The 17,223-nt window shown below is 72.2% G+C and carries 14 protein-coding genes; 9 read left to right on the forward strand and 5 right to left on the reverse strand.

The genetic code is table 11. The features are described 5' to 3' along the window. Window positions 1-15: 15 nt before the first annotated feature. The 4 genes from V2J85_RS03070 to V2J85_RS03085 are packed head-to-tail and all read left to right on the forward strand — an operon-like array spanning window position 16 to window position 4,041. Window positions 16-969, forward strand: a complete 954-nt coding sequence (locus tag V2J85_RS03070) for an ABC transporter permease (protein WP_261953234.1) — start codon at window positions 16-18, stop codon at window positions 967-969. Further along, entirely contained in the window at window positions 966-1,952 is a 987-nt protein-coding gene (locus V2J85_RS03075; RefSeq protein ID WP_261953233.1) for an ABC transporter permease, read from the forward strand. Before V2J85_RS03070 ends, V2J85_RS03075 begins: the two co-directional genes overlap by 4 nt. Continuing rightward, window positions 1,952-3,016, forward strand: coding sequence for an ABC transporter ATP-binding protein (locus V2J85_RS03080; protein WP_261953232.1), 1,065 nt, complete (start codon window positions 1,952-1,954; stop codon window positions 3,014-3,016). The genes V2J85_RS03075 and V2J85_RS03080 overlap by 1 nt, the downstream gene beginning before the upstream one ends. After that, on the forward strand, window positions 3,013-4,041 hold the full coding sequence (locus V2J85_RS03085) for an ABC transporter ATP-binding protein (protein ID WP_330820545.1): 1,029 nt from the start codon (window positions 3,013-3,015) through the stop codon (window positions 4,039-4,041). The genes V2J85_RS03080 and V2J85_RS03085 overlap by 4 nt, the downstream gene beginning before the upstream one ends. 77 nt (window positions 4,042-4,118) lie before the next feature. On the opposite strand, the gene V2J85_RS03090 is transcribed toward V2J85_RS03085, so the two are convergent. Beyond that, window positions 4,119-5,327, reverse strand: coding sequence for a M6 family metalloprotease domain-containing protein (locus V2J85_RS03090; protein WP_330820546.1), 1,209 nt, complete (start codon window positions 5,325-5,327; stop codon window positions 4,119-4,121). A 104-nt stretch (window positions 5,328-5,431) separates the two neighbouring features. Here V2J85_RS03090 and V2J85_RS03095 point away from each other — a divergent pair, with 104 nt between their 5' ends. From V2J85_RS03095 to V2J85_RS03105, 3 genes are all read left to right on the forward strand, one after another. Beyond that, entirely contained in the window at window positions 5,432-6,397 is a 966-nt protein-coding gene (locus tag V2J85_RS03095; RefSeq protein WP_330820547.1) for a LysR family transcriptional regulator, read from the forward strand. Between the two features lie 192 nt (window positions 6,398-6,589). Continuing rightward, window positions 6,590-8,965 carry a collagenase gene (locus tag V2J85_RS03100; RefSeq protein WP_330820548.1) on the forward strand — a complete coding sequence of 792 codons (2,376 nt, stop codon included), beginning with the start codon at window positions 6,590-6,592 and terminating at the stop codon, window positions 8,963-8,965. A gap of 337 nt (window positions 8,966-9,302) precedes the next feature. Continuing rightward, window positions 9,303-9,797 carry an NUDIX domain-containing protein gene (locus V2J85_RS03105; RefSeq protein ID WP_261953227.1) on the forward strand — a complete coding sequence of 165 codons (495 nt, stop codon included), beginning with the start codon at window positions 9,303-9,305 and terminating at the stop codon, window positions 9,795-9,797. A gap of 70 nt (window positions 9,798-9,867) precedes the next feature. Here the strand turns inward: V2J85_RS03105 and V2J85_RS03110 are convergent, their stop codons facing one another. Together V2J85_RS03110 and V2J85_RS03115 are read right to left on the reverse strand one after the other, a co-directional pair. Next, window positions 9,868-10,260: a RidA family protein gene (locus V2J85_RS03110; protein ID WP_261953226.1), complete on the reverse strand. Its 393-nt coding sequence runs from the start codon at window positions 10,258-10,260 to the stop codon at window positions 9,868-9,870. A 124-nt stretch (window positions 10,261-10,384) separates the two neighbouring features. Next, entirely contained in the window at window positions 10,385-11,293 is a 909-nt protein-coding gene (locus tag V2J85_RS03115) for a DUF748 domain-containing protein (protein ID WP_261953225.1), read from the reverse strand. A gap of 280 nt (window positions 11,294-11,573) precedes the next feature. Here V2J85_RS03115 and V2J85_RS03120 point away from each other — a divergent pair, with 280 nt between their 5' ends. Next, window positions 11,574-13,823 carry a heavy metal translocating P-type ATPase gene (locus V2J85_RS03120; RefSeq protein WP_330820549.1) on the forward strand — a complete coding sequence of 750 codons (2,250 nt, stop codon included), beginning with the start codon at window positions 11,574-11,576 and terminating at the stop codon, window positions 13,821-13,823. Window positions 13,824-14,071: 248 nt separating this feature from the next. On the opposite strand, the gene V2J85_RS03125 is transcribed toward V2J85_RS03120, so the two are convergent. Both V2J85_RS03125 and V2J85_RS03130 read right to left on the reverse strand, forming a co-directional pair. Continuing rightward, complete coding sequence (locus V2J85_RS03125; protein ID WP_330820550.1) at window positions 14,072-14,899, reverse strand: maleylpyruvate isomerase family mycothiol-dependent enzyme; 828 nt, start codon at window positions 14,897-14,899, stop codon at window positions 14,072-14,074. 169 nt (window positions 14,900-15,068) lie between these two features. Then, window positions 15,069-15,725, reverse strand: a complete 657-nt coding sequence (locus V2J85_RS03130; protein ID WP_330820551.1) for a TetR/AcrR family transcriptional regulator — start codon at window positions 15,723-15,725, stop codon at window positions 15,069-15,071. Between the two features lie 64 nt (window positions 15,726-15,789). On the opposite strand from V2J85_RS03130, the gene V2J85_RS03135 reads away from it, so the two are divergent. Beyond that, window positions 15,790-17,133: an aldehyde dehydrogenase family protein gene (locus V2J85_RS03135; protein WP_330820552.1), complete on the forward strand. Its 1,344-nt coding sequence runs from the start codon at window positions 15,790-15,792 to the stop codon at window positions 17,131-17,133. Window positions 17,134-17,223: the final 90 nt, after the last annotated feature.

The following is a 17,223-nucleotide window of genomic DNA, read 5'->3' on the forward strand; positions in this document are numbered from 1 at the left end:
AGGGGCCGGCCCATCATGTCCTCCCCCGCACCCGAGCCGCTCGCCCCGGAGGCGGCCCCCCTGTCCACCGCGTCCGGCCGCCCCGGGCAGCTGGTCCGCCGTGAACTGCGCCGCCGCGGCTCCGTGAAGATCTCCCTCGTCATCATCGGGCTGTTTCTGGTCATGGCGGCCGCGGCCCCGCTGCTGAGCGCGCTCGGCGGCTGGTCGCCCGATGCGTTCGACAAGTCCGCCGTCGACCCGTACCTCGGCGGTACGCCCCTCGGACCGCTCGGCGGGATCTCCGCCGACCACTGGCTGGGCGTCGAACCGGTCACCGGACGCGACCTGTTCGCCCGGGTCGTGCACGGCGCCCAGGTCTCGCTGCTCATCGCCCTCACGGCCACCGCGATCGTCGTCGTCACCGGGACCGCGGCCGGGATCGCGGCCGGCTACTTCGGCGGCCGTACCGACGCCCTGCTCTCCCGCCTGATGGACCTCACCATGTCCTTCCCCTCCCTCATCTTCATGATCGCGATGATGTCGGTCGCCAAGGACGTCAACCGGATCCTGCTGATGACGGCCGTCATCGGGCTCTTCGGCTGGCCCGGCGTCGCCCGCGTGGTGCGCGGCCAGACCCTCTCCCTCAAGCACCGCGAGTACGTCGACGCCGCCCGCGTCGGCGGCTCCGGCCCCTGGCGCATCCTCACCCGCGACGTCCTGCCGGGCGTCGCCGGGCCCGTCATCGCGTACACCACCCTCATCATCCCCGGGATGATCGCCACCGAGGCGGCCCTGAGCTACCTGGGCGTCGGGGTGCGGCCGCCCACCCCCTCATGGGGCCAGATGATCGCCGAGAGCGTCTCCTTCTACGACACGGACCCCATGTACTTCGTCATCCCGAGCGCCTGCCTGTTCCTGACCGTCCTCGCGTTCACGCTGCTCGGCGACGCCCTGCGCGACGTCCTCGACCCGAGGGGAAGCCGCGCATGATCCGCTACACGCTGCGGCGCCTGGTGGCCGTCGTCGGAGTGCTGATCGCCGTCGCCGCGGTCACCTTCACGATCTTCTACGTCCTGCCCTCCGACCCGGCCGCCGCGGCCTGCGGCAAGTCGTGCAGCACCGAGCGCCTGGAGGCGATCCGGGCGCACATGGGGCTCGACGAACCCGTGTGGCGGCAGTTCTGGGACTTCGTCTCCGGGATCTTCACCGGCCGCACGATGGGCAGCGGCCGGTACACCCTGCACTGCCACTTCCCCTGCCTGGGCTACTCGTACGAGAACAGCGAGGCCGTCTGGGACCTCCTCGTGGACCGGCTGCCGGTGTCCGCGTCGCTCGCCCTGGGTGCGGCCGTGCTGTGGCTGGTGCTCGGTTTGAGCGCCGGGGTGGTCGCGGCCCTCCGCAAGGACACGCTCGTCGACCGCGCCCTGATGGTCGGGGCGGTCGGCGCCGCCTCGCTGCCCGTCTACTTCACGTCGATGATGCTGATCTACGGCCTCATCCGGGTGGCCGGCCTGCTGCCCTATCCCCGTTACGTCTCCTTCGCCGACGACCCCGCGCACTGGGCGTCGAACCTGCTGCTCCCCTGGCTCGCGCTCGCCCTCCTCTACGCGGCCATGTACGCACGCCAGAGCCGCAGTTCGATGATCGAGACGATGGCGGAGCCGTACATCCGCACGGCCCGCGCCAAGGGCCTGCCGCGCCGCACCGTCGTCGTCAAGCACGGGCTGCGGGCGGGGATGACGCCCCTGCTCACCCTCTTCGGCATGGACCTCGGCGGGCTGCTCGCCGGCGCCGTGATCACCGAGTCGCTCTTCGGCCTCCCGGGCATCGGACGGCTCTTCTACGGCGCCCTGACCACCGGTGACCAGCCGGTGATCCTCGGCGTGACCCTGCTCGCCGCCACCTTCATCGTCGTCGCCAACCTGGCCGTCGACCTCCTCTACGCCGTCGTCGACCCCCGAGTGAGGCTGTGATGGCCACCGACACCGAACCCCTGCTGGCCGTACGGGACCTGGCGGTGACGTTCGCCACCAAGGACGGCCCCGTACGGGCCGTCGACTCCCTGTCCTTCGACGTCCACCGCGGCCGTACCCTCGGCATCGTCGGCGAGTCCGGCTCCGGCAAGTCGGTCACCTCGATGGCCGTGATGGGTCTGCACACCGCGGCCGAGGTCAGCGGTTCGATCGCCCTGGAGGGCCGGGAACTCGCCGGGCTCACCGAGCGCGAGCTGAGCCGGCTCCGCGGCCGCCGGATGGCGATGGTCTTCCAGGACCCGCTCTCCAGCCTCCACCCCTACTACACGGTCGGCGAGCAGATAGCCGAGCACCACCGGGTGCACGTCGGCTCGGGCCGCGCCGCCGCCCGGCGGCGGGCCGTGGAGATGCTCGCCGAGGTCGGGATCCCGGAGCCGGAGCGCCGGGCGGGCGAGTACCCGCACCAGTTCTCCGGCGGCATGCGGCAGCGGGTGATGATCGCCATGGCCCTGGTCTGCGAGCCCGACCTGCTCATCGCGGACGAGCCCACGACCGCCCTGGACGTCACCGTCCAGGCCCAGATCCTGGAGCTGCTCGCCCGGCTCCAGGAGGAACGCTCGCTCGCCGTCGTCCTGATCACCCACGACCTCGGGGTGGTCGCCCGCGTCGCCCACGAGGTCCTGGTCATGTACGGCGGCCGGGCGGCCGAACAGGCGCCGGTGGAGGCCCTGTTCGCCGCCCCCGCCCACCCCTACACGCGCGGCCTGCTCGATTCCCTGCCCCGGCTCGACGACGCCGACGACGCCCCGTTGCGCGCGATCCCCGGCAGCCCGCCCTCGCTGCTCACCCCCACACCGGGCTGCGCGTTCGCGCCCCGCTGCCCCCGGGCGGCGGCGGCCGACTGGGCCGATCGGGAGCGGTGCACCCGTCACCGGCCCCGGCTGGTCGCCTCCGGCGGGCACACGGTGGCCTGCCATCTGCCGCTCGGCCCGGCCACCGCACCCGGCGCCCCGGGCCACCCGCGGTCCGAGGGCCCGGACCGGATCCGAAAGGTCACCCCATGACGACGCCCCGCACGTCCCCGCCCCCGGCCGCCGCCGGCTCCCCGTCCCGGGGCACGGCCCCGCTGCTGTCCGTGCGCGACGTGACCCGGACCTTCCCCGGCAAGCGGGGCCGCACGGCCCCCGTCCGGGCCGTCGACGGCGTCAGCTTCGACGTGGCGGCGGGCGAAACCCTCGGCCTGGTCGGGGAGTCGGGCTGCGGCAAGTCCACCACCGGCCGCATGATCGTGCGGCTGCTGGAGCCGACGACCGGCTCGATCACCTTCGACGGCCGCGACATCAGCCACCTCGGACAGCGGGAACTGCACCCGCTGCGCCGCCACCTGCAGATGGTCTTCCAGGACCCGCACGCCTCCCTCAACCCGCGCCAGACCGTGGCCAGGATCATCGCCGAACCCCTGCTGGCGCAGGGCGGTTCGGCAGTCGACGCCCGCCGCAGGGCCGCCGACCTGATGGAGCTGGTCGGGCTCATCCCCGAACACCTCGACCGCTATCCGCACGAGTTCTCCGGCGGCCAGGCCCAACGCATCGGCATCGCCCGGGCGTTGGCCACCGGCCCGCGACTGGTCATCGCCGACGAACCGGTCTCGGCGCTCGACGTCTCCGTACAGGCACAGATCGTCAACCTCATGGCGCGCCTCCAGCGGGAACTCGGGCTCGCCTACCTCTTCATCGCGCACGACCTGTCCGTGGTCAAACGGGTCTGCGACCGGGTCGCCGTGATGTACCTGGGCCGCATCGTCGAGATCGGCCCGAAGGAACGGGTCTACGCGGCTCCCGCACACCCCTACACCCGGGCGCTGCTGTCCGCCGTACCGCTGCCCGACCCCGTCGCCGAACGGGCCCGGGAGCGCCTCACCCTGCTCGGCGACCCTCCGAACCCCGCGGCGCCCCCGCCCGGCTGCACCTTCCACCCGCGCTGCCCCAAGGCACAGGACCGCTGCCGCACCGAGGCCCCGGTCCTGAGCGGAGCCGAGCGGTCGGGGGCCGGCCACCGGGTCGCCTGCCACTTCCCCGAGACGGTCTGACCGCCCTCGCACACGGCTGTGCCCCGGCGCCGAGGTGGGCGTCGGGGCACAGTCAACCTGCCTTTCTCCAGGGCGACTTATGACTTGATGATGCGCACGGTGTCCCCGTAGGCGCCGGCCTTCAGCACGTCGATCCGCACGCCCGCGGCCGCGTCGGTGAACGACTCACCGGCCCGGTAGGGTGCGTCGTCCAAGGGCCGGCAGCCCTGCGCCGGGGTGGCGTCGGGCCTGGCGTCCATGACCCGGACGGGTCCCTTGCCGGTCTCGACGGACGAGTCGACCTTGTAGACGAGCGCACCGGTCGCGCACAGGCCGGTGTCCGCGCGGGCCGCCCGCCGGGACTCGACCACGTACGCCGACGTCGGGCCGGTGCGGAGGACGGCCATCTTCGTTCCGCTGCCGTACTCGACGGCGGTGAGCCGGACGGTGTCGCTGCCCGCCGAGGCCCGGCAGACGACCTGACTGTCGGCGGTCCAGCCGAGCTTCCACGACTCCCAGGCGAAGTACTGCGGCCCGGCCCCGCTGATCAGACCCATGACGTCCCAGCCGCCCACGAAGCGGTGCACGTCGTCGCCCGGGTCGAAGGCGTACAGGTCGGGCAGCCCGAAGGTGTGCACGGTCTCGTGGCCGACCAGTTTGGGCCCCCAGTGCCACATGTCCTGGCCGAAGGTGACGGCCCACTTGATGCGCTTCCCGTCGGCGACGACGCCGGCCGTGCCCGGCTCGTACACGTAGGTGGGGGTGAAGGAGATGGCCGAGGCGTTCTTGGTCGGGACGATGTACACCATGTCGTACGCGGAGAAGTCCACGTCCGGGTCGGCGGCGGTGACGGCGTCCTTGATGTACGCCTCGTGCGCCTCGTGGCTGAGGCCGCGCGCGAAGCCGTAGTCGGTGGAGTTGCGGGGCATCCGTACCCAGTGCTGGTGCTGGGATATGGCGAGCCACGCCTTGCCGTACGACGCCTGCCACAGCCAGTCCGCGCCGGGCGTGATCTGGGCCGCGTCGTCGGCCGGGGACTCGGTGGCGGGGGCGTCCGGGAAGTCCACGAAGATCATGCCGACCTTGCGGGTCCCGGTGGGGCGCTGGAACACGGAGCGGTCGGTGGCATGGCCTTCGTCCGTCCAGCCGGTGGTGCCCGGCAGCGCGCAGTCTCCGGCGCGCTCGGTCCGCTCGGGCACATGGGACGCCTCGGCGTGCGGGGCTCCGGTGAGGGGGAGGAGGAGCCCGGCGAGTGCTGCCGCGAGCAGCGGTGCGGGTCGGCGGCGGGCGGGGTGCAGCGCCTTCATCGTCTTGGCACCTTTCCATGGGGGGTGCGGTGTGAGATGTCACATGAGACTGAGGGCTGCCACACCCTGTCGGGAAGCTCCCACCGGTCCATAACATCCGCGCCATGGATCTGGAGATACGGCATCTACGGGTGGTGTGCGCGATCGCCGGGGCCGGCAGCCTCACCCGGGCCGCCGCGTCGCTCGGCATGACCCAGCCGGGCCTGAGCGCCCAGCTGCGGCGCATCGAAACCCTCCTGGGCGGCGCGCTGTTCGACCGCCGGCGGGAGGGCTCCGCGCCCACCCCGCTGGGCGATCTGGTGCTGGCCCACGCCCGTGCCATCCTGCCGGGCGTCGACCAGCTCCTCGCCGACACCGACCGGGCCGCGCGGCGCGCCGCGGCGCCCGCCCGCATCCGCGTCGGCTCGGTGGGCGCCCCGCTGCTCGGCCATCTCCTGCTGGCCGTACGGGAGTTGCTGCCGAGTGCGGAGGTGACCGCCCGCTGCCGGTACGCGCCCGCCCCGCTGCTGGACGACCTTGGCGCCGGCCGTCTGGAGGCCGCCGTCCTCGGCGACCACCCCGGTCAGGAGCCGCCGCCCCGCGACGGCGTGCTGCTGCACCCGCTCGTCACGGAGCCCGTCTTCGCGCTGCTGCCCGCCGGCCACCCCCTGGCGGACCAGGAGGAGGTGAGCCTTTCCGGGCTCGCCGCGGAGGAATGGGCCGCGCCCCGCCCGGACAGCGACCGCACCCGCGAGTACTGGGCGTCCGTCTTCGCCCTGACCGACCGTCATCCCCGGGTGCCCTACGAGGCCGAGGGGCGGCAGCTGATCGAGATCGTCCGGGCCGGGCTGGCGGTGAGCCTCTGCCAGGCCACCTTCATCGAAGTACCGGGGGTGGTCGTGCGCCCACTGGCCGGCAACCCCCTGTGGTACCGCCATGTGCTGGCCTGGCACCGCGACGGCCCGCTCGCCCGGCACGGCGGGGCGATCCTGCGGCGGGTGCGCGAGGGCTATCTGAACGCCTGCGCCGACAGCCCGGCGTACGCGCGCTGGCGGCGACGCCATCCCGGCGCGGCGCGGCCCCTGGTCTGAACTAACCGGCGGAGAAAGGGATTTCCCCGGAACACACTCCGACAAAGGGCTTGTCAGTGCAATTTCACATTACTACGTTACACATCACATGACGTGCGCATGCCTCTCATGGTCGGCGCCTGTAAGGCAGCCGGGGCCCGGACACCGCAGCCCCGGCGCGCACGTTTCACCGCCCCCACACAGGAGACCTTCGTGTTCCCTTCGAGAACCCTTCGCAGATCCCTGCTCACGGCCGCGACAGCGGTGACGCTCTGTGTCACGGCGGCCGGAACCGGATACCCGGCCACCCCCTCCCCCGCCCCGCGCACCGCCGCCGCGGCCCTGGGCCCGGCCACCTTCGCCGGTGCGACGGCTCCCACGCCCACCCCGCACGACCGGGTCGACCGCCTGGCCAAGGCGCCCAAGCCCTCGTCCCTCCGGATACCGGGCCCCGGCGGGCTCGGCAACGACCGTGTCCCCGGCCCGCACACGCCCAAGGCGAAGGCAAAGGCGACGGCCCGCACACCGCACGCCACGGTCGGCAAGACCGCCGTCCCCTGCACCCTCGACGGCATCACGCACCTCTCCCCGGACCAGTTCACCGAGTTCCTCGCCGCCCCCGACGTCACCGCCGACGGCTGTCTGCGCACCCTGATCTGGACCTGGGACCAGCGCCTCGCGCCCGTCATGTCCAAGGACCACATCCAGGCCGTCGCGCACCGCATCGGCCAGCTCGCCGCCGGGCACGACGGCCGGAACGGCAGCCACCTGCTGGAGATGTTCACCTACCTGCACGCGGTCGCGTACCAGGGCTTCTCCCACCGGGAGATCGACCTCGCCGACCCGGCGACGCTGGACGCCATGCGCCGGGCCGTCGACGCCTTCGGCTCCGCCGCCCACACCTTCGACGTGACCCGCAGCAACGCCGAGACGCTCCGCGAAGCCCTCAACGCGGCCAGCGCGCAGGGCCTGCGCCAGTACCAACTCCCGCTGGTCAAACGGGTACTTGCCACCATGGGCCCGGACCACCCGGAAACCGCCAAGGACTCCTCCTGGGGCGGCGCCGCGCTCGCCGCGCTCTCCGTGCACTACCTCGGCGTCTACCCGGGCAACAAGGACACCGCCTTCCACGCCGCGGTCGTGGCCGACCCGTCCTACCGCGCCGCCTTCAAGGCCTTCGCCGGCTACACCCACCTCAAGGACACGGCCAACGCCTGGGTGGTGCGCGACGCGGTCGGCGAGTACGGCCGTACCGGGCAGATCGACCGGCTGCGCAACGAGATCGTCACCGGCCTCGGCCCGCTCCTGGACACCACCGCCCGCAACTTCGGGGCATACAGCGCCCCTTGGGCCAAGGTGGCCACCTGGCTGATCGAATTCGACGCCTGCGCGCCGTACAAGGTCTGCCGCCAGGACATCGAGAAGCGCCTCTTCCCCCGGACCTACACCTACGGCAAGGCCGGTACGGACGGCATCACGGTCCGCACCGCCCTCGACCGCGACACCGTCGACCAGCTCTACTACGCCAGCAAGCAGGTCAAGACGCAGTTCCACCGGGTGGTCGGAACCGAGGAGCCGCTGGCCGGAGACACCAACTCCACCCTGCACATCGTGCTGTACGCCTCCCGCGCCGACTACGAGAACTTCCAGCCGCTGCTGACCGGCCTGGGCACCAGCAACGGCGGCATCTACATCGAGAACGGCGCGACCTTCTACACCTACCAGCGCCGCGTCCCGCAGGACTCCACCCTCACGCTGGAGGAGCTCTTCCGGCACGAGTACACGCACTACCTCAACGGCCGCTGGGCGGTACCCGGCGTGTTCGGCCAGGGCCCCTGGTACGAGGGCGACCGGACCACGGCGATGGACGAGGGCACCGCCGAGTTCTTCGACGGCAGCACCCGTGACGACGGCATCAAGGTCCGCAAGTCACTGGTGAAGGGCATCATCGCCGACACCGCCAACGGCGGCCCCCGCATGACCGTGGACCAGCTCCTGCACGCCACCTACGACGGTGACGGCTTCCGCTTCTACAACTACGCGGGGACCTTCTTCGAGTTCCTGTGGGCCGAACACCCCTCCCTGCTGAAGGAGATGTACCGGAACCTGCGGGCCGACGACCCGGCGGCCTTCGACGCCTGGCGCACCCGCCTCGGCAGGGACGCGGGACTCCAGCGGGAGTACGACACGTTCCTCGACAAGAACATCGCCCACGTCGACGACCTGTTCGTCCCCGACACCCAGCACGTCCCCCTCGCCTCGCTGACCGATAGCACACCCGACCAGATCCGCTCGTCCTTCACCAGGTCCACCGGCATCGCACCCGACGCATGCGGCGCCTCCGGCTCGACGGACCGTCCGCGGTTCACCTGCGACGGCCGCATCACGGCGAACCTCGCCGACGCCGGCAACGCCGATACGGTCTTCCAGGACATGTCCGAGACCGTCGACTTCTTTGTGCTTGACCGGGCCGCACAGGGCGACAACAACCTCCGCGACATGAACTGCTCCTTCGGCGAGGTCGAGGTCTGGTCCAACGGCCGCGCCGGCACGTCCCACTTCCACTGCGAAGGCCCCCTGCGCCGCTGACGGGACGGCCCCGAACGACTCCGCGGCAGCCTGCCCACGACCGGTGGCCGACAGCCGGCCCTGGGCAGGCTGCCGCACCCGAAGCAGCCGGCCGAACCAGTGCGCCCTGTCGACCACGGAGCCTCCTCGCATAGCGTGCGTCCATGACGCATGGGACTCCGCACGACGCCCCGGCCTCGGCGCGGTCACGCCGCCACATCTTCGGCGACGACGCGGGTGAAGGTGAGGACGAGTCTCTTTCTCGGACGGACCAGGCATCGTGTGTGCTCGTAGGTACCCGCCTCGGCGGTCGGGACAGGACCGCTGACGAGTGGACAGACAAAGGAACGACAGGAAGGTGACCAGCACCGTGCCCCAGCCGCCGGCCCCGAACATCCGCACCGCTGCCAAGGCCGTCATCCTCCACGAGGGCCGCGTCCTCCTGATGCGCGCCCGCTGGAGAGATCAGGAGTGCTACTTCCTGCCCGGAGGAGGCCAGCACCCCGGAGAGAGTTTCGATGACGCCGTGCGCCGCGAAGTGCACGAGGAAACCGGCCTTACCGTGGCGGTCGACCGACTGTTGTGGCTGCGCGAATACATCGGTGCCCATCACGGTGAGCCTGCGGACGGGTCCGAGAGCCACCGCATCGAAGCGATCTTCCTCTGCGTTCCCACCGGCGATCCCCATCGACTCGGCGGTCACTCACAGGACGACACGCAGACCGGCCTGGAATGGGTCCCCCTACGGAACCTCCCCTCCACCCCTCTGCTGCCGCAGGCCCTCCGGCAACCCATCGCCGACCTGTCCCACACGCCCCCGCCTCCCGACGCCTACCTCGGCGACGTGGCCTGACGGTCCACGCGCGGCAGAGCGACCAGCCAGCCCGTTCTCCGCGCGTGGCTGGGACCAGCGCTCTCGTCACCTAGTCGAGGATGGCGTCGACCTCCACTTCGACGAGCCAGTCGGGATCGATGAAGCGTGAGACCTCCACGAAGGTGCATGCGGGGCGGACCGAGGCGAACCGCTCTCCGTGGGCCCGCGCGGCCTCCCTCCACCGCGTCACGTCAGTGAGCATGATGCGGGTCCGCACGACGTCCTCCAGCGATGCCCCCGCCGCCTCCAGCGCGACCTCCGCGATGTCCAGGCACCTGACGGTCTGGGCGTGGACATCGCCTTGCCCCACCGTTGTCCCGTCGTCCCCGATGGGCGCGGTGCCGGCGACCGCGACATGCGCCCCTTTGCGGACGGCCCGCGAAAACCCGATCTGCGGTTCGAGTGGCGACCCAGAACTGACTGCCTGCCGAATACGTTCCATCGCATCATGATCCCAGAGCGCCGTACGTCCGCGCCCGGGGCGATCTCGACGCGGATGCGGAGCCGGCTCCGGCAGCAGGAGACCCGATGGCGGGCCTTTCCGGCCCTGATCCATCGGACAGGCCCTAAGCGCGCGCCGCGTCGACCGTGAAGGCGGCGGTGCGGACCTTGCCCTCGTGCCGGAAGTCGAGGAAGAGACGGTAGGCGCCGGCGCTCGGTGCCATGGCAGTGAAGGAGACCTCGGGCCCGGGCTTCGTCTTGCCGTCGCCAGGTGCACCGTTGGGGTGGACGTGGAGGTAGGCGAGGTCGCCCGAGCGCAGCGCGACGAGGTGACCGTAGGCGCCGAGGTAGGGCTGGAGGTCGGTGACCGGTCGGCCGTTCTTGGTGACCTTCAGGGTCAGTTCGCTCTCTTTCCCCGCGCGCAGCCGGCCGTCGAGGGTGACGGTGTAGTCGTCGACCTTGGCGACCGTGGCCGGTGCGGGCAACGGGGCGGGGCGGTAGGTGCCCGTGGCCGCGAGATCCGCGCCGAGGGTGAGGTTCTTGGCTTCCTCGGCGTCCGGGGTGAAGTCGGCGAAGAGCCGATAGGCGCCGGCCGCGGGGAGCTCCGCCTTGATGCGCCAGGTGCCGTCGGCCGCGCGGGTGGGATGCAGGTGCTGGTAGGTGCCCAAGTCGCGGGTGGCGAGGATGAGATGGAGTTCCTTGCCGTGCTCACGCCGGTAGGCCGTGACCTGTTGGCCGGCTTCGTTCCGGATGGCGAAGCGGAGTTCCGTCGCCCGGGCCGCGCGGACCTGCGGGGTCTTGAGGTCGAGCGTGTAGCCGTCCTGGGAGATCTGCAGCCCGCCGGGTGGCATGTCGTGGCCGCCCGCCGCGTGCTCCCCTGCCCCGCCCGCTGAACCACTGCCTCCGTGTCCGGCGTGTGCCGCGGCCTCCGGGGCCGCGGTGACGGGCGTGACGACGCTGCCGACGCCGTACGCGACGCCGAAGGACGCGGCGAGCGCGGCCGCGAATGCCGTGATTTTTACCGGGGTGTTCATCGGGTTCTCCTTGCGGGTGCGCGCGTCGGGAGACGCGTCGGTATGCGGTCGGTATGCGGGTCGGCCAGCACGGAGACTATACCCCTGGGGGGTATAAGCAAAGAAGGACGGGGAGGCTTGCCATTGATACGGGGAGGGGGTATAAGTGTGCACGGCGAACAGATACCCCCTGGGGGTATACAGGTCGGGGTGAGTTCACCGGCCGCGCCGCCTGACACACCCCTGTTGCCGGGCCCGCGCCCCGCGGGACCGGCGACCGTTTCCCCTGCGAGGAGCAGTGATGACGACTCTCACCGAATCCCACGAGGTCGAACTCGCCATCGGCGGCATGACCTGCGCCTCGTGCGCGGCCCGCATCGAGAAGAAGCTCAACCGCATGGACGGCGTCGAGGCCACCGTCAACTACGCGACGGAGAAGGCGAAGGTCAGCTACCGGGCCGAAGACGTCTCGGTCGGCGATCTGATCGCCACCGTCGAGGCGACCGGTTACACCGCGCAGGAGCCCGCCCCGGCCCGTACGGACAGCGCGCCGGCGGCCGGCGGCGCGGACGCCGAGCCCGATGGGCTCCGGCCGCTCCGTCAGCGGCTGGTCACCGCCGTGGTCCTCGCGCTGCCGGTGGTCGCGATGGCGATGGTTCCGGCGCTGCAGATCGAGTACTGGCAGTGGCTCTCGCTCACCCTCGCCGCGCCGGTGGTCACCTACGCCGCATGGCCCTTCCACCGCGCCGCCTGGACGAACGCCAAGCACGGCGCGGCCACCATGGACACCTTGATTTCGGTCGGCACGTCGGCGGCGTTCCTGTGGTCGCTGTGGGCGCTGTTCTTCGGTACTGCCGGCACGCCCGGCATGACGCACGCCTTCGAGCTGACCATCGCCCGCGGCGACGGCGCGGGCAACCTCTACCTCGAAGCCGCCGCCGGCGTCACCGCCTTCCTGCTGGCCGGGCGCTACTTCGAGGCCCGTTCGAAGCGGAAGGCGGGTGCGGCGCTCAAGGCGCTCCTGGAGCTGGGGGCCAAGGAAGTCACCGTTCTCCGGGACGGGCGCGAAGTCACCCTGCCGACCGCCGCATTGCAGGTCGGTGACCGTTTCCTGGTCCGTCCCGGGGAGAAGATCGCCACGGACGGGACGGTGGTCGAGGGCTCGTCGGCCGTGGACGCGTCGATGCTCACCGGCGAGTCGGTCCCGGTCGAGGTCGCCGTCGGTGATGCGGTCACCGGTGCCACGCTGAACGCCGGCGGGCGGCTCGTGGTCGAGGCGACCCGGGTCGGCGCCGACACCCAACTGGCCCGTATGGCCAAGCTCGTTGAGGACGCGCAGAACGGCAAGGCCGCCGCCCAGCGGCTGGCGGACAAGATCTCCGCGGTCTTCGTACCGATCGTGATCGGGCTGGCGCTCGCCACCCTCGGCTTCTGGCTCGGCAACGGGGCCGGTCTGACGGCCGCGTTCACCGCCGCCGTCGCCGTCCTGATCATCGCCTGCCCGTGCGCCCTCGGTCTGGCCACTCCGACCGCCCTCATGGTCGGGACCGGGCGCGGTGCCCAGCTGGGCATCCTGATCAAGGGGCCGGAGGTGCTGGAGACCACCCGCACGGTCGACACCATCGTGCTGGACAAGACCGGCACGGTCACCACGGGACGGATGACCCTCACTCTCGTCCACACCAGTGAGGACGAGAGTGATGTCCTGCGCCTCGCCGGGGCGCTGGAGCACGCCTCCGAGCATCCGATCGCCCGGGCGGTGGCCGAGGGGGCCCAGCAGAAGGTCGGTGTCCTGCCCACTCCGGAGGACTTCGCCAACGTCGCCGGGCTCGGCGTCCAGGGCGTCGTCGAGGGGCATGCGGTCCTCGTCGGCCGCCGGAAGCTGCTCGCCGAGTGGGCGATCCACCTGCCGGCCGAGCTGGAGCGGGCCATGACCGAGGCGGAGACGGCGGGCCGTACGGCGATCGCGGTCGCCTGGGACGGCGCGGCGCGGGCCGTCCTGGAGGTGGCGGACGCCGTCAAGGAGACCAGCCCGGAGGCCATCCGCCGGCTGCGCGCCCTCGGCCTGACCCCGATTCTGCTCACCGGCGACAACCGGGCGGTGGCCGGGTCGGTCGCCGCGGAGGTCGGCATCGACGAGGTGATCGCCGAGGTGCTGCCCGAGGACAAGGTGACCGTGGTCAAGCGCCTCCAGGCGGAGGGTCGCAGCGTCGCCATGGTGGGTGACGGGGTCAACGACGCCGCCGCGCTCGCCCAGGCCGATCTGGGCCTGGCCATGGGGACGGGCACGGATGCCGCGATCGAGGCCGGTGACCTCACCCTCGTACGAGGAGACCTGCGCGCGGCCGCGGAGGCGATCCGGCTCTCCCGCAAGACGCTCGGCACGATCCGTACCAACCTCTTCTGGGCCTTCGCCTACAACGTGGCCGCCCTGCCGCTCGCGGCGGCCGGACTGCTCAACCCGATGATCGCGGGCGCGGCGATGGCCTTCTCATCGGTCTTCGTCGTGGGCAACTCGCTCCGGCTGCGCGCCTTCCGCGCCCGGTCCTGAACCACGGTCGGTGCGGGTGCCGCCGGCCACGACGGCCGGCGGCACCCGTCCGCCCGGGACGGGGCCCCGGCGGTACACAGAGGCATCGCGGAGCTCGGAGCTGCCGCTCGGGGGAACCGCTGCCGTACCGCCGCCGCGGTAGCAGGCAATACCGGGTGCCCCCCGGCATGGCGAAACGAGGAACCCAGCCCGAAGGGAGCCCGCCATGGCCTTCCTCAGAAGCCTGGGAGGCTCCTCGACCGGCGGTTTCAGAAGGCCGTGTGGGCGAACCAGCGGTCGAGTGCGGTGGCCTCGCCCGCGACGTCGAAGGCGGGGTCCTGGTACGAGCGCCGCCCGTAGAGCAGCAGCAGGAGGTCCGCCGCCTGTCCTCGTACCGCCGTCCGTGCCCCGGATGACGCGGCGTCATCCGTGCCGGCCTCGGCTCCTGGCCGTGGCAGCAGGCGGAAGCCGTCCGGATCCAGCCGCACCCGCCACTCCTCGCCGGTGGCGCCGGCAGCGTCCGCGCACCGGAAGGCGATGACCTCGCCGTCGCCCCGCAACTTCGTCACCGCAGGGGCGAAGAGGCCCGCGTAGGGCAGGTTGACGAGGAATTCGTCCACCCCGTCCGCGGCCAGCGCGGGGTCGATGGCCGACTCGTGGCCGACGGCACGCTCCGCGTCGACCCGGTGCACCAGCGTTTCGAACAGCATCCGGCGGGCCCAGAACCGCGCGTGCTGGTCCTCGCCCCAGGCCCACATGGCCGCCCGGGGGTCCGTGCTCCGCAGCACGGCGGCCACGGTGGGCACGCCCGCGGCCACCCAGTCGGCGTACTCCTCCGCGCGCTCCGGCAGCCCCAGCTCCACGTCACGGCTGCGCGGCGGCTCCTGCACCAGCTGGGTCAGCAGCGTGCCGAACCAGCGCTGCAGCGATCCCACGTGCCGGGCGAGGTCGGCCAGCGTCCAGTCGGGGCAGGAGGGCACCGGGGTCGCGGGGTCCGCACCCTGGACCACCTCGGCGAAGCGCAGGGTCTCCCGCTCGATCGCCTGCCGGTAGGTGTCGTAGGGCAGGGGGTGCCCCGTCCGGTTCGTCGTCTCCATCAGCTGCCGCCTTTCCGTCCACGGCCCGGGATGCCGTCGTGGTCAGTGTGGCGGCTGGAGTGCGCTCCAAGGCAAATCCCACCGCCGAGGCGCGCGCCCCCGGTCGGCACAGCCGGGCGGCCGGCCGGGAAGATCGGCGGTGCGGCGGAACGGGCGCTCGGTGCCCGTTTCAGCCCGTCCGTGCGCCCAGGGCGCGCAGCAGGAACGGGAGGAGCTCGCCGATCGCCGCCTCACCGGACGACGGGCCGTCCGTGGTGACCCGGTGCGCCGCATCGGGGGTGAGGAAGAGGCGGCTGACCATCGAGCCGACGACCAGGTCGGCGAGCACATGGGCGTTCTCCAGCGGCGGGATGTCGCCGCGGTCGACGGCGCGGCGCACGACGGTGGCGGCCCGGTCGCGGACCGGCTCGATGATCGCGGTGTCCAGCACCCGGGCCAGCGCCTCGTTGTGGGCGGACTCGCCGATCAGGACGTGCAGCAGGCGGCCGCCGGGCCCCTCCAGCGTCTCGGCCTTGTCCCGGAGCAGGGCGGCCAGGTCGCCTTCGAGGCTGCCGGTGTCCGGCTGCGGGCCGAGGTCGCTCGCCCAGCGCACGGCGGTGCCCACGACCAGGTCTTCCTTGGAACGCCAGCGACGGTAGAGGGTCGCGGTGGAGACCCCGGCCCGTTTGGCCACGGCGGCCGTGGTCAGTCCGCCGTAGCCGCTCTCCTGGAGGACCTGGACGGTGGCCTCCAACAGGGCCCGGTCTCGTTCGGCGTCCCGCGGGCGGCCCCGGGCGGGTCCCCGCCCGGCCGCCGCGGTCTGGTTGCTCTCGGTGCGTTCGCCCACACCGCGAGTCTACCGACCCGTCTTTACGAAACGAAAAGTTTTCGTTTCGTGTAGCCTCGGCGACATGACTTCCCACACCGCCACCCCTGACCTGGACGCGACCGCCCTGGACGCGGCCGCCGTGGTCGACCGGCTCCGCACCACCTTCGCCAGCCACCGCACCGCCCCCACCGACTGGCGGCGCGGCCAGCTGACGGCCCTGCGCACCCTGCTCACCGACCACCGCGACGAGCTCCTCGCCGCGCTGGCCGCGGACCTGGGCAAGGGCCCCGAGGAGGCCTACCGCACCGAGATCGGCTTCACCCTCAACGAGATCGACCACACCCTCGACCGGCTCGACGGCTGGCTGGCACCCCGGCCCGCCGAACTGCCCGACCGGCTGCTCCCGGCGACCGCGCAGGTCGTCCGCGAACCGCTCGGCGTCGTCCTGGTGATCGCGCCCTGGAACTACCCGCTGCAGCTCGCGCTCGCCCCGCTCGTCGGCGCGCTCGCCGCGGGCAACTGCGCCGTCGTCAAGCCCAGTGAGCTCGCCCCGGCGACCTCGGCCGCGCTCGCCCGGCTGCTGCCGCGCCACCTGGACGCCGACGCGGTGGCCGTCGTCGAGGGCGCCGTCCCGGAGACCACCGCGCTGCTCGCCCAGCGCTTCGACCACATCTTCTACACCGGCAACGGCACCGTCGGCCGGATCGTGATGGCCGCCGCCGCCCGGCATCTGACCCCGGTCACGCTGGAGCTGGGCGGCAAGAGCCCCGTCGTCCTCGACCCCGGTACGGATCTGGCCGCGGCGGCCCGGCGGCTGGTCACCGGCAAGTTCCTCAACGCCGGCCAGACCTGCGTCGCCCCCGACTACGTACTGGCCATCGGCGACACCGCCCGGGACATCGAACCGCACCTCGCCGAGGCCGTACGCGAGACCTACGGCGCCGACCCGGCCACCGCGCCCGAGTACGGACGGATCGTCAACGAGCGCCACTTCGACCGGCTGACCGCCCTCCTCGACAGCGGCCGCACGGTCATCGGCGGCACCCACGACCGCGCCGGCCGCTACCTGGCCCCGACCGTCCTGGCCGACGTCTCCCCCGACTCCCCGGTGATGCGGGAGGAGATCTTCGGTCCGATCCTGCCGATCGTGCCGGTGCCCGACCTGGACGCGGCGATCGCCTTCATCAACGACCGGGACAAGCCGCTGGCGCTGTACGCGTTCACCGACTCCGACACCACCAAGCACCGGCTCCTGACCGAGACCTCCTCCGGCGCGCTCACCTTCGGGCTGCCGGTCGCCCATCTCACCGCGCCCGACCTGCCGTTCGGCGGCGTCGGCGAGAGCGGCACGGGGCGCTACCACGGCGAGTACTCGCTGGAGACGTTCAGCCACTCCAAGGCGGTTCTCGACAAGCCGCTGGGGTGAGCGGGGCAGCCGGCCGGCCCCTGCTCCCGGCTCGGGCCGGGCACAGGGGCCGGTTCCAGTGGGCGTCGGCCACCAGAGGAGAGCCGCTAC

Origin of the sequence: Streptomyces bugieae (assembly GCF_036352915.1) — a bacterium.
Classification (GTDB): domain Bacteria; phylum Actinomycetota; class Actinomycetes; order Streptomycetales; family Streptomycetaceae; genus Streptomyces; species Streptomyces endophytica.

What these genes read in the sequence shown, in the direction of transcription:
- V2J85_RS03080 (WP_261953232.1), top strand. Translation starts at nt 1,952, where the DNA reads ATGGCCACCGACACCGAACCCCTGCTGGCCGTACGGGACCTGGCGGTG.
- V2J85_RS03090 (WP_330820546.1), bottom strand. Translation starts at nt 5,327, where the DNA reads ATGAAGGCGCTGCACCCCGCCCGCCGCCGACCCGCACCGCTGCTCGCG.
- V2J85_RS03085 (WP_330820545.1), top strand. Translation starts at nt 3,013, where the DNA reads ATGACGACGCCCCGCACGTCCCCGCCCCCGGCCGCCGCCGGCTCCCCG.
- V2J85_RS03095 (WP_330820547.1), top strand. Translation starts at nt 5,432, where the DNA reads ATGGATCTGGAGATACGGCATCTACGGGTGGTGTGCGCGATCGCCGGG.
- V2J85_RS03110 (WP_261953226.1), bottom strand. Translation starts at nt 10,260, where the DNA reads ATGGAACGTATTCGGCAGGCAGTCAGTTCTGGGTCGCCACTCGAACCG.
- V2J85_RS03125 (WP_330820550.1), bottom strand. Translation starts at nt 14,899, where the DNA reads ATGGAGACGACGAACCGGACGGGGCACCCCCTGCCCTACGACACCTAC.
- V2J85_RS03135 (WP_330820552.1), top strand. Translation starts at nt 15,790, where the DNA reads ATGACTTCCCACACCGCCACCCCTGACCTGGACGCGACCGCCCTGGAC.
- V2J85_RS03115 (WP_261953225.1), bottom strand. Translation starts at nt 11,293, where the DNA reads ATGAACACCCCGGTAAAAATCACGGCATTCGCGGCCGCGCTCGCCGCG.
- V2J85_RS03120 (WP_330820549.1), top strand. Translation starts at nt 11,574, where the DNA reads ATGACGACTCTCACCGAATCCCACGAGGTCGAACTCGCCATCGGCGGC.
- V2J85_RS03075 (WP_261953233.1), top strand. Translation starts at nt 966, where the DNA reads ATGATCCGCTACACGCTGCGGCGCCTGGTGGCCGTCGTCGGAGTGCTG.
- V2J85_RS03070 (WP_261953234.1), top strand. Translation starts at nt 16, where the DNA reads ATGTCCTCCCCCGCACCCGAGCCGCTCGCCCCGGAGGCGGCCCCCCTG.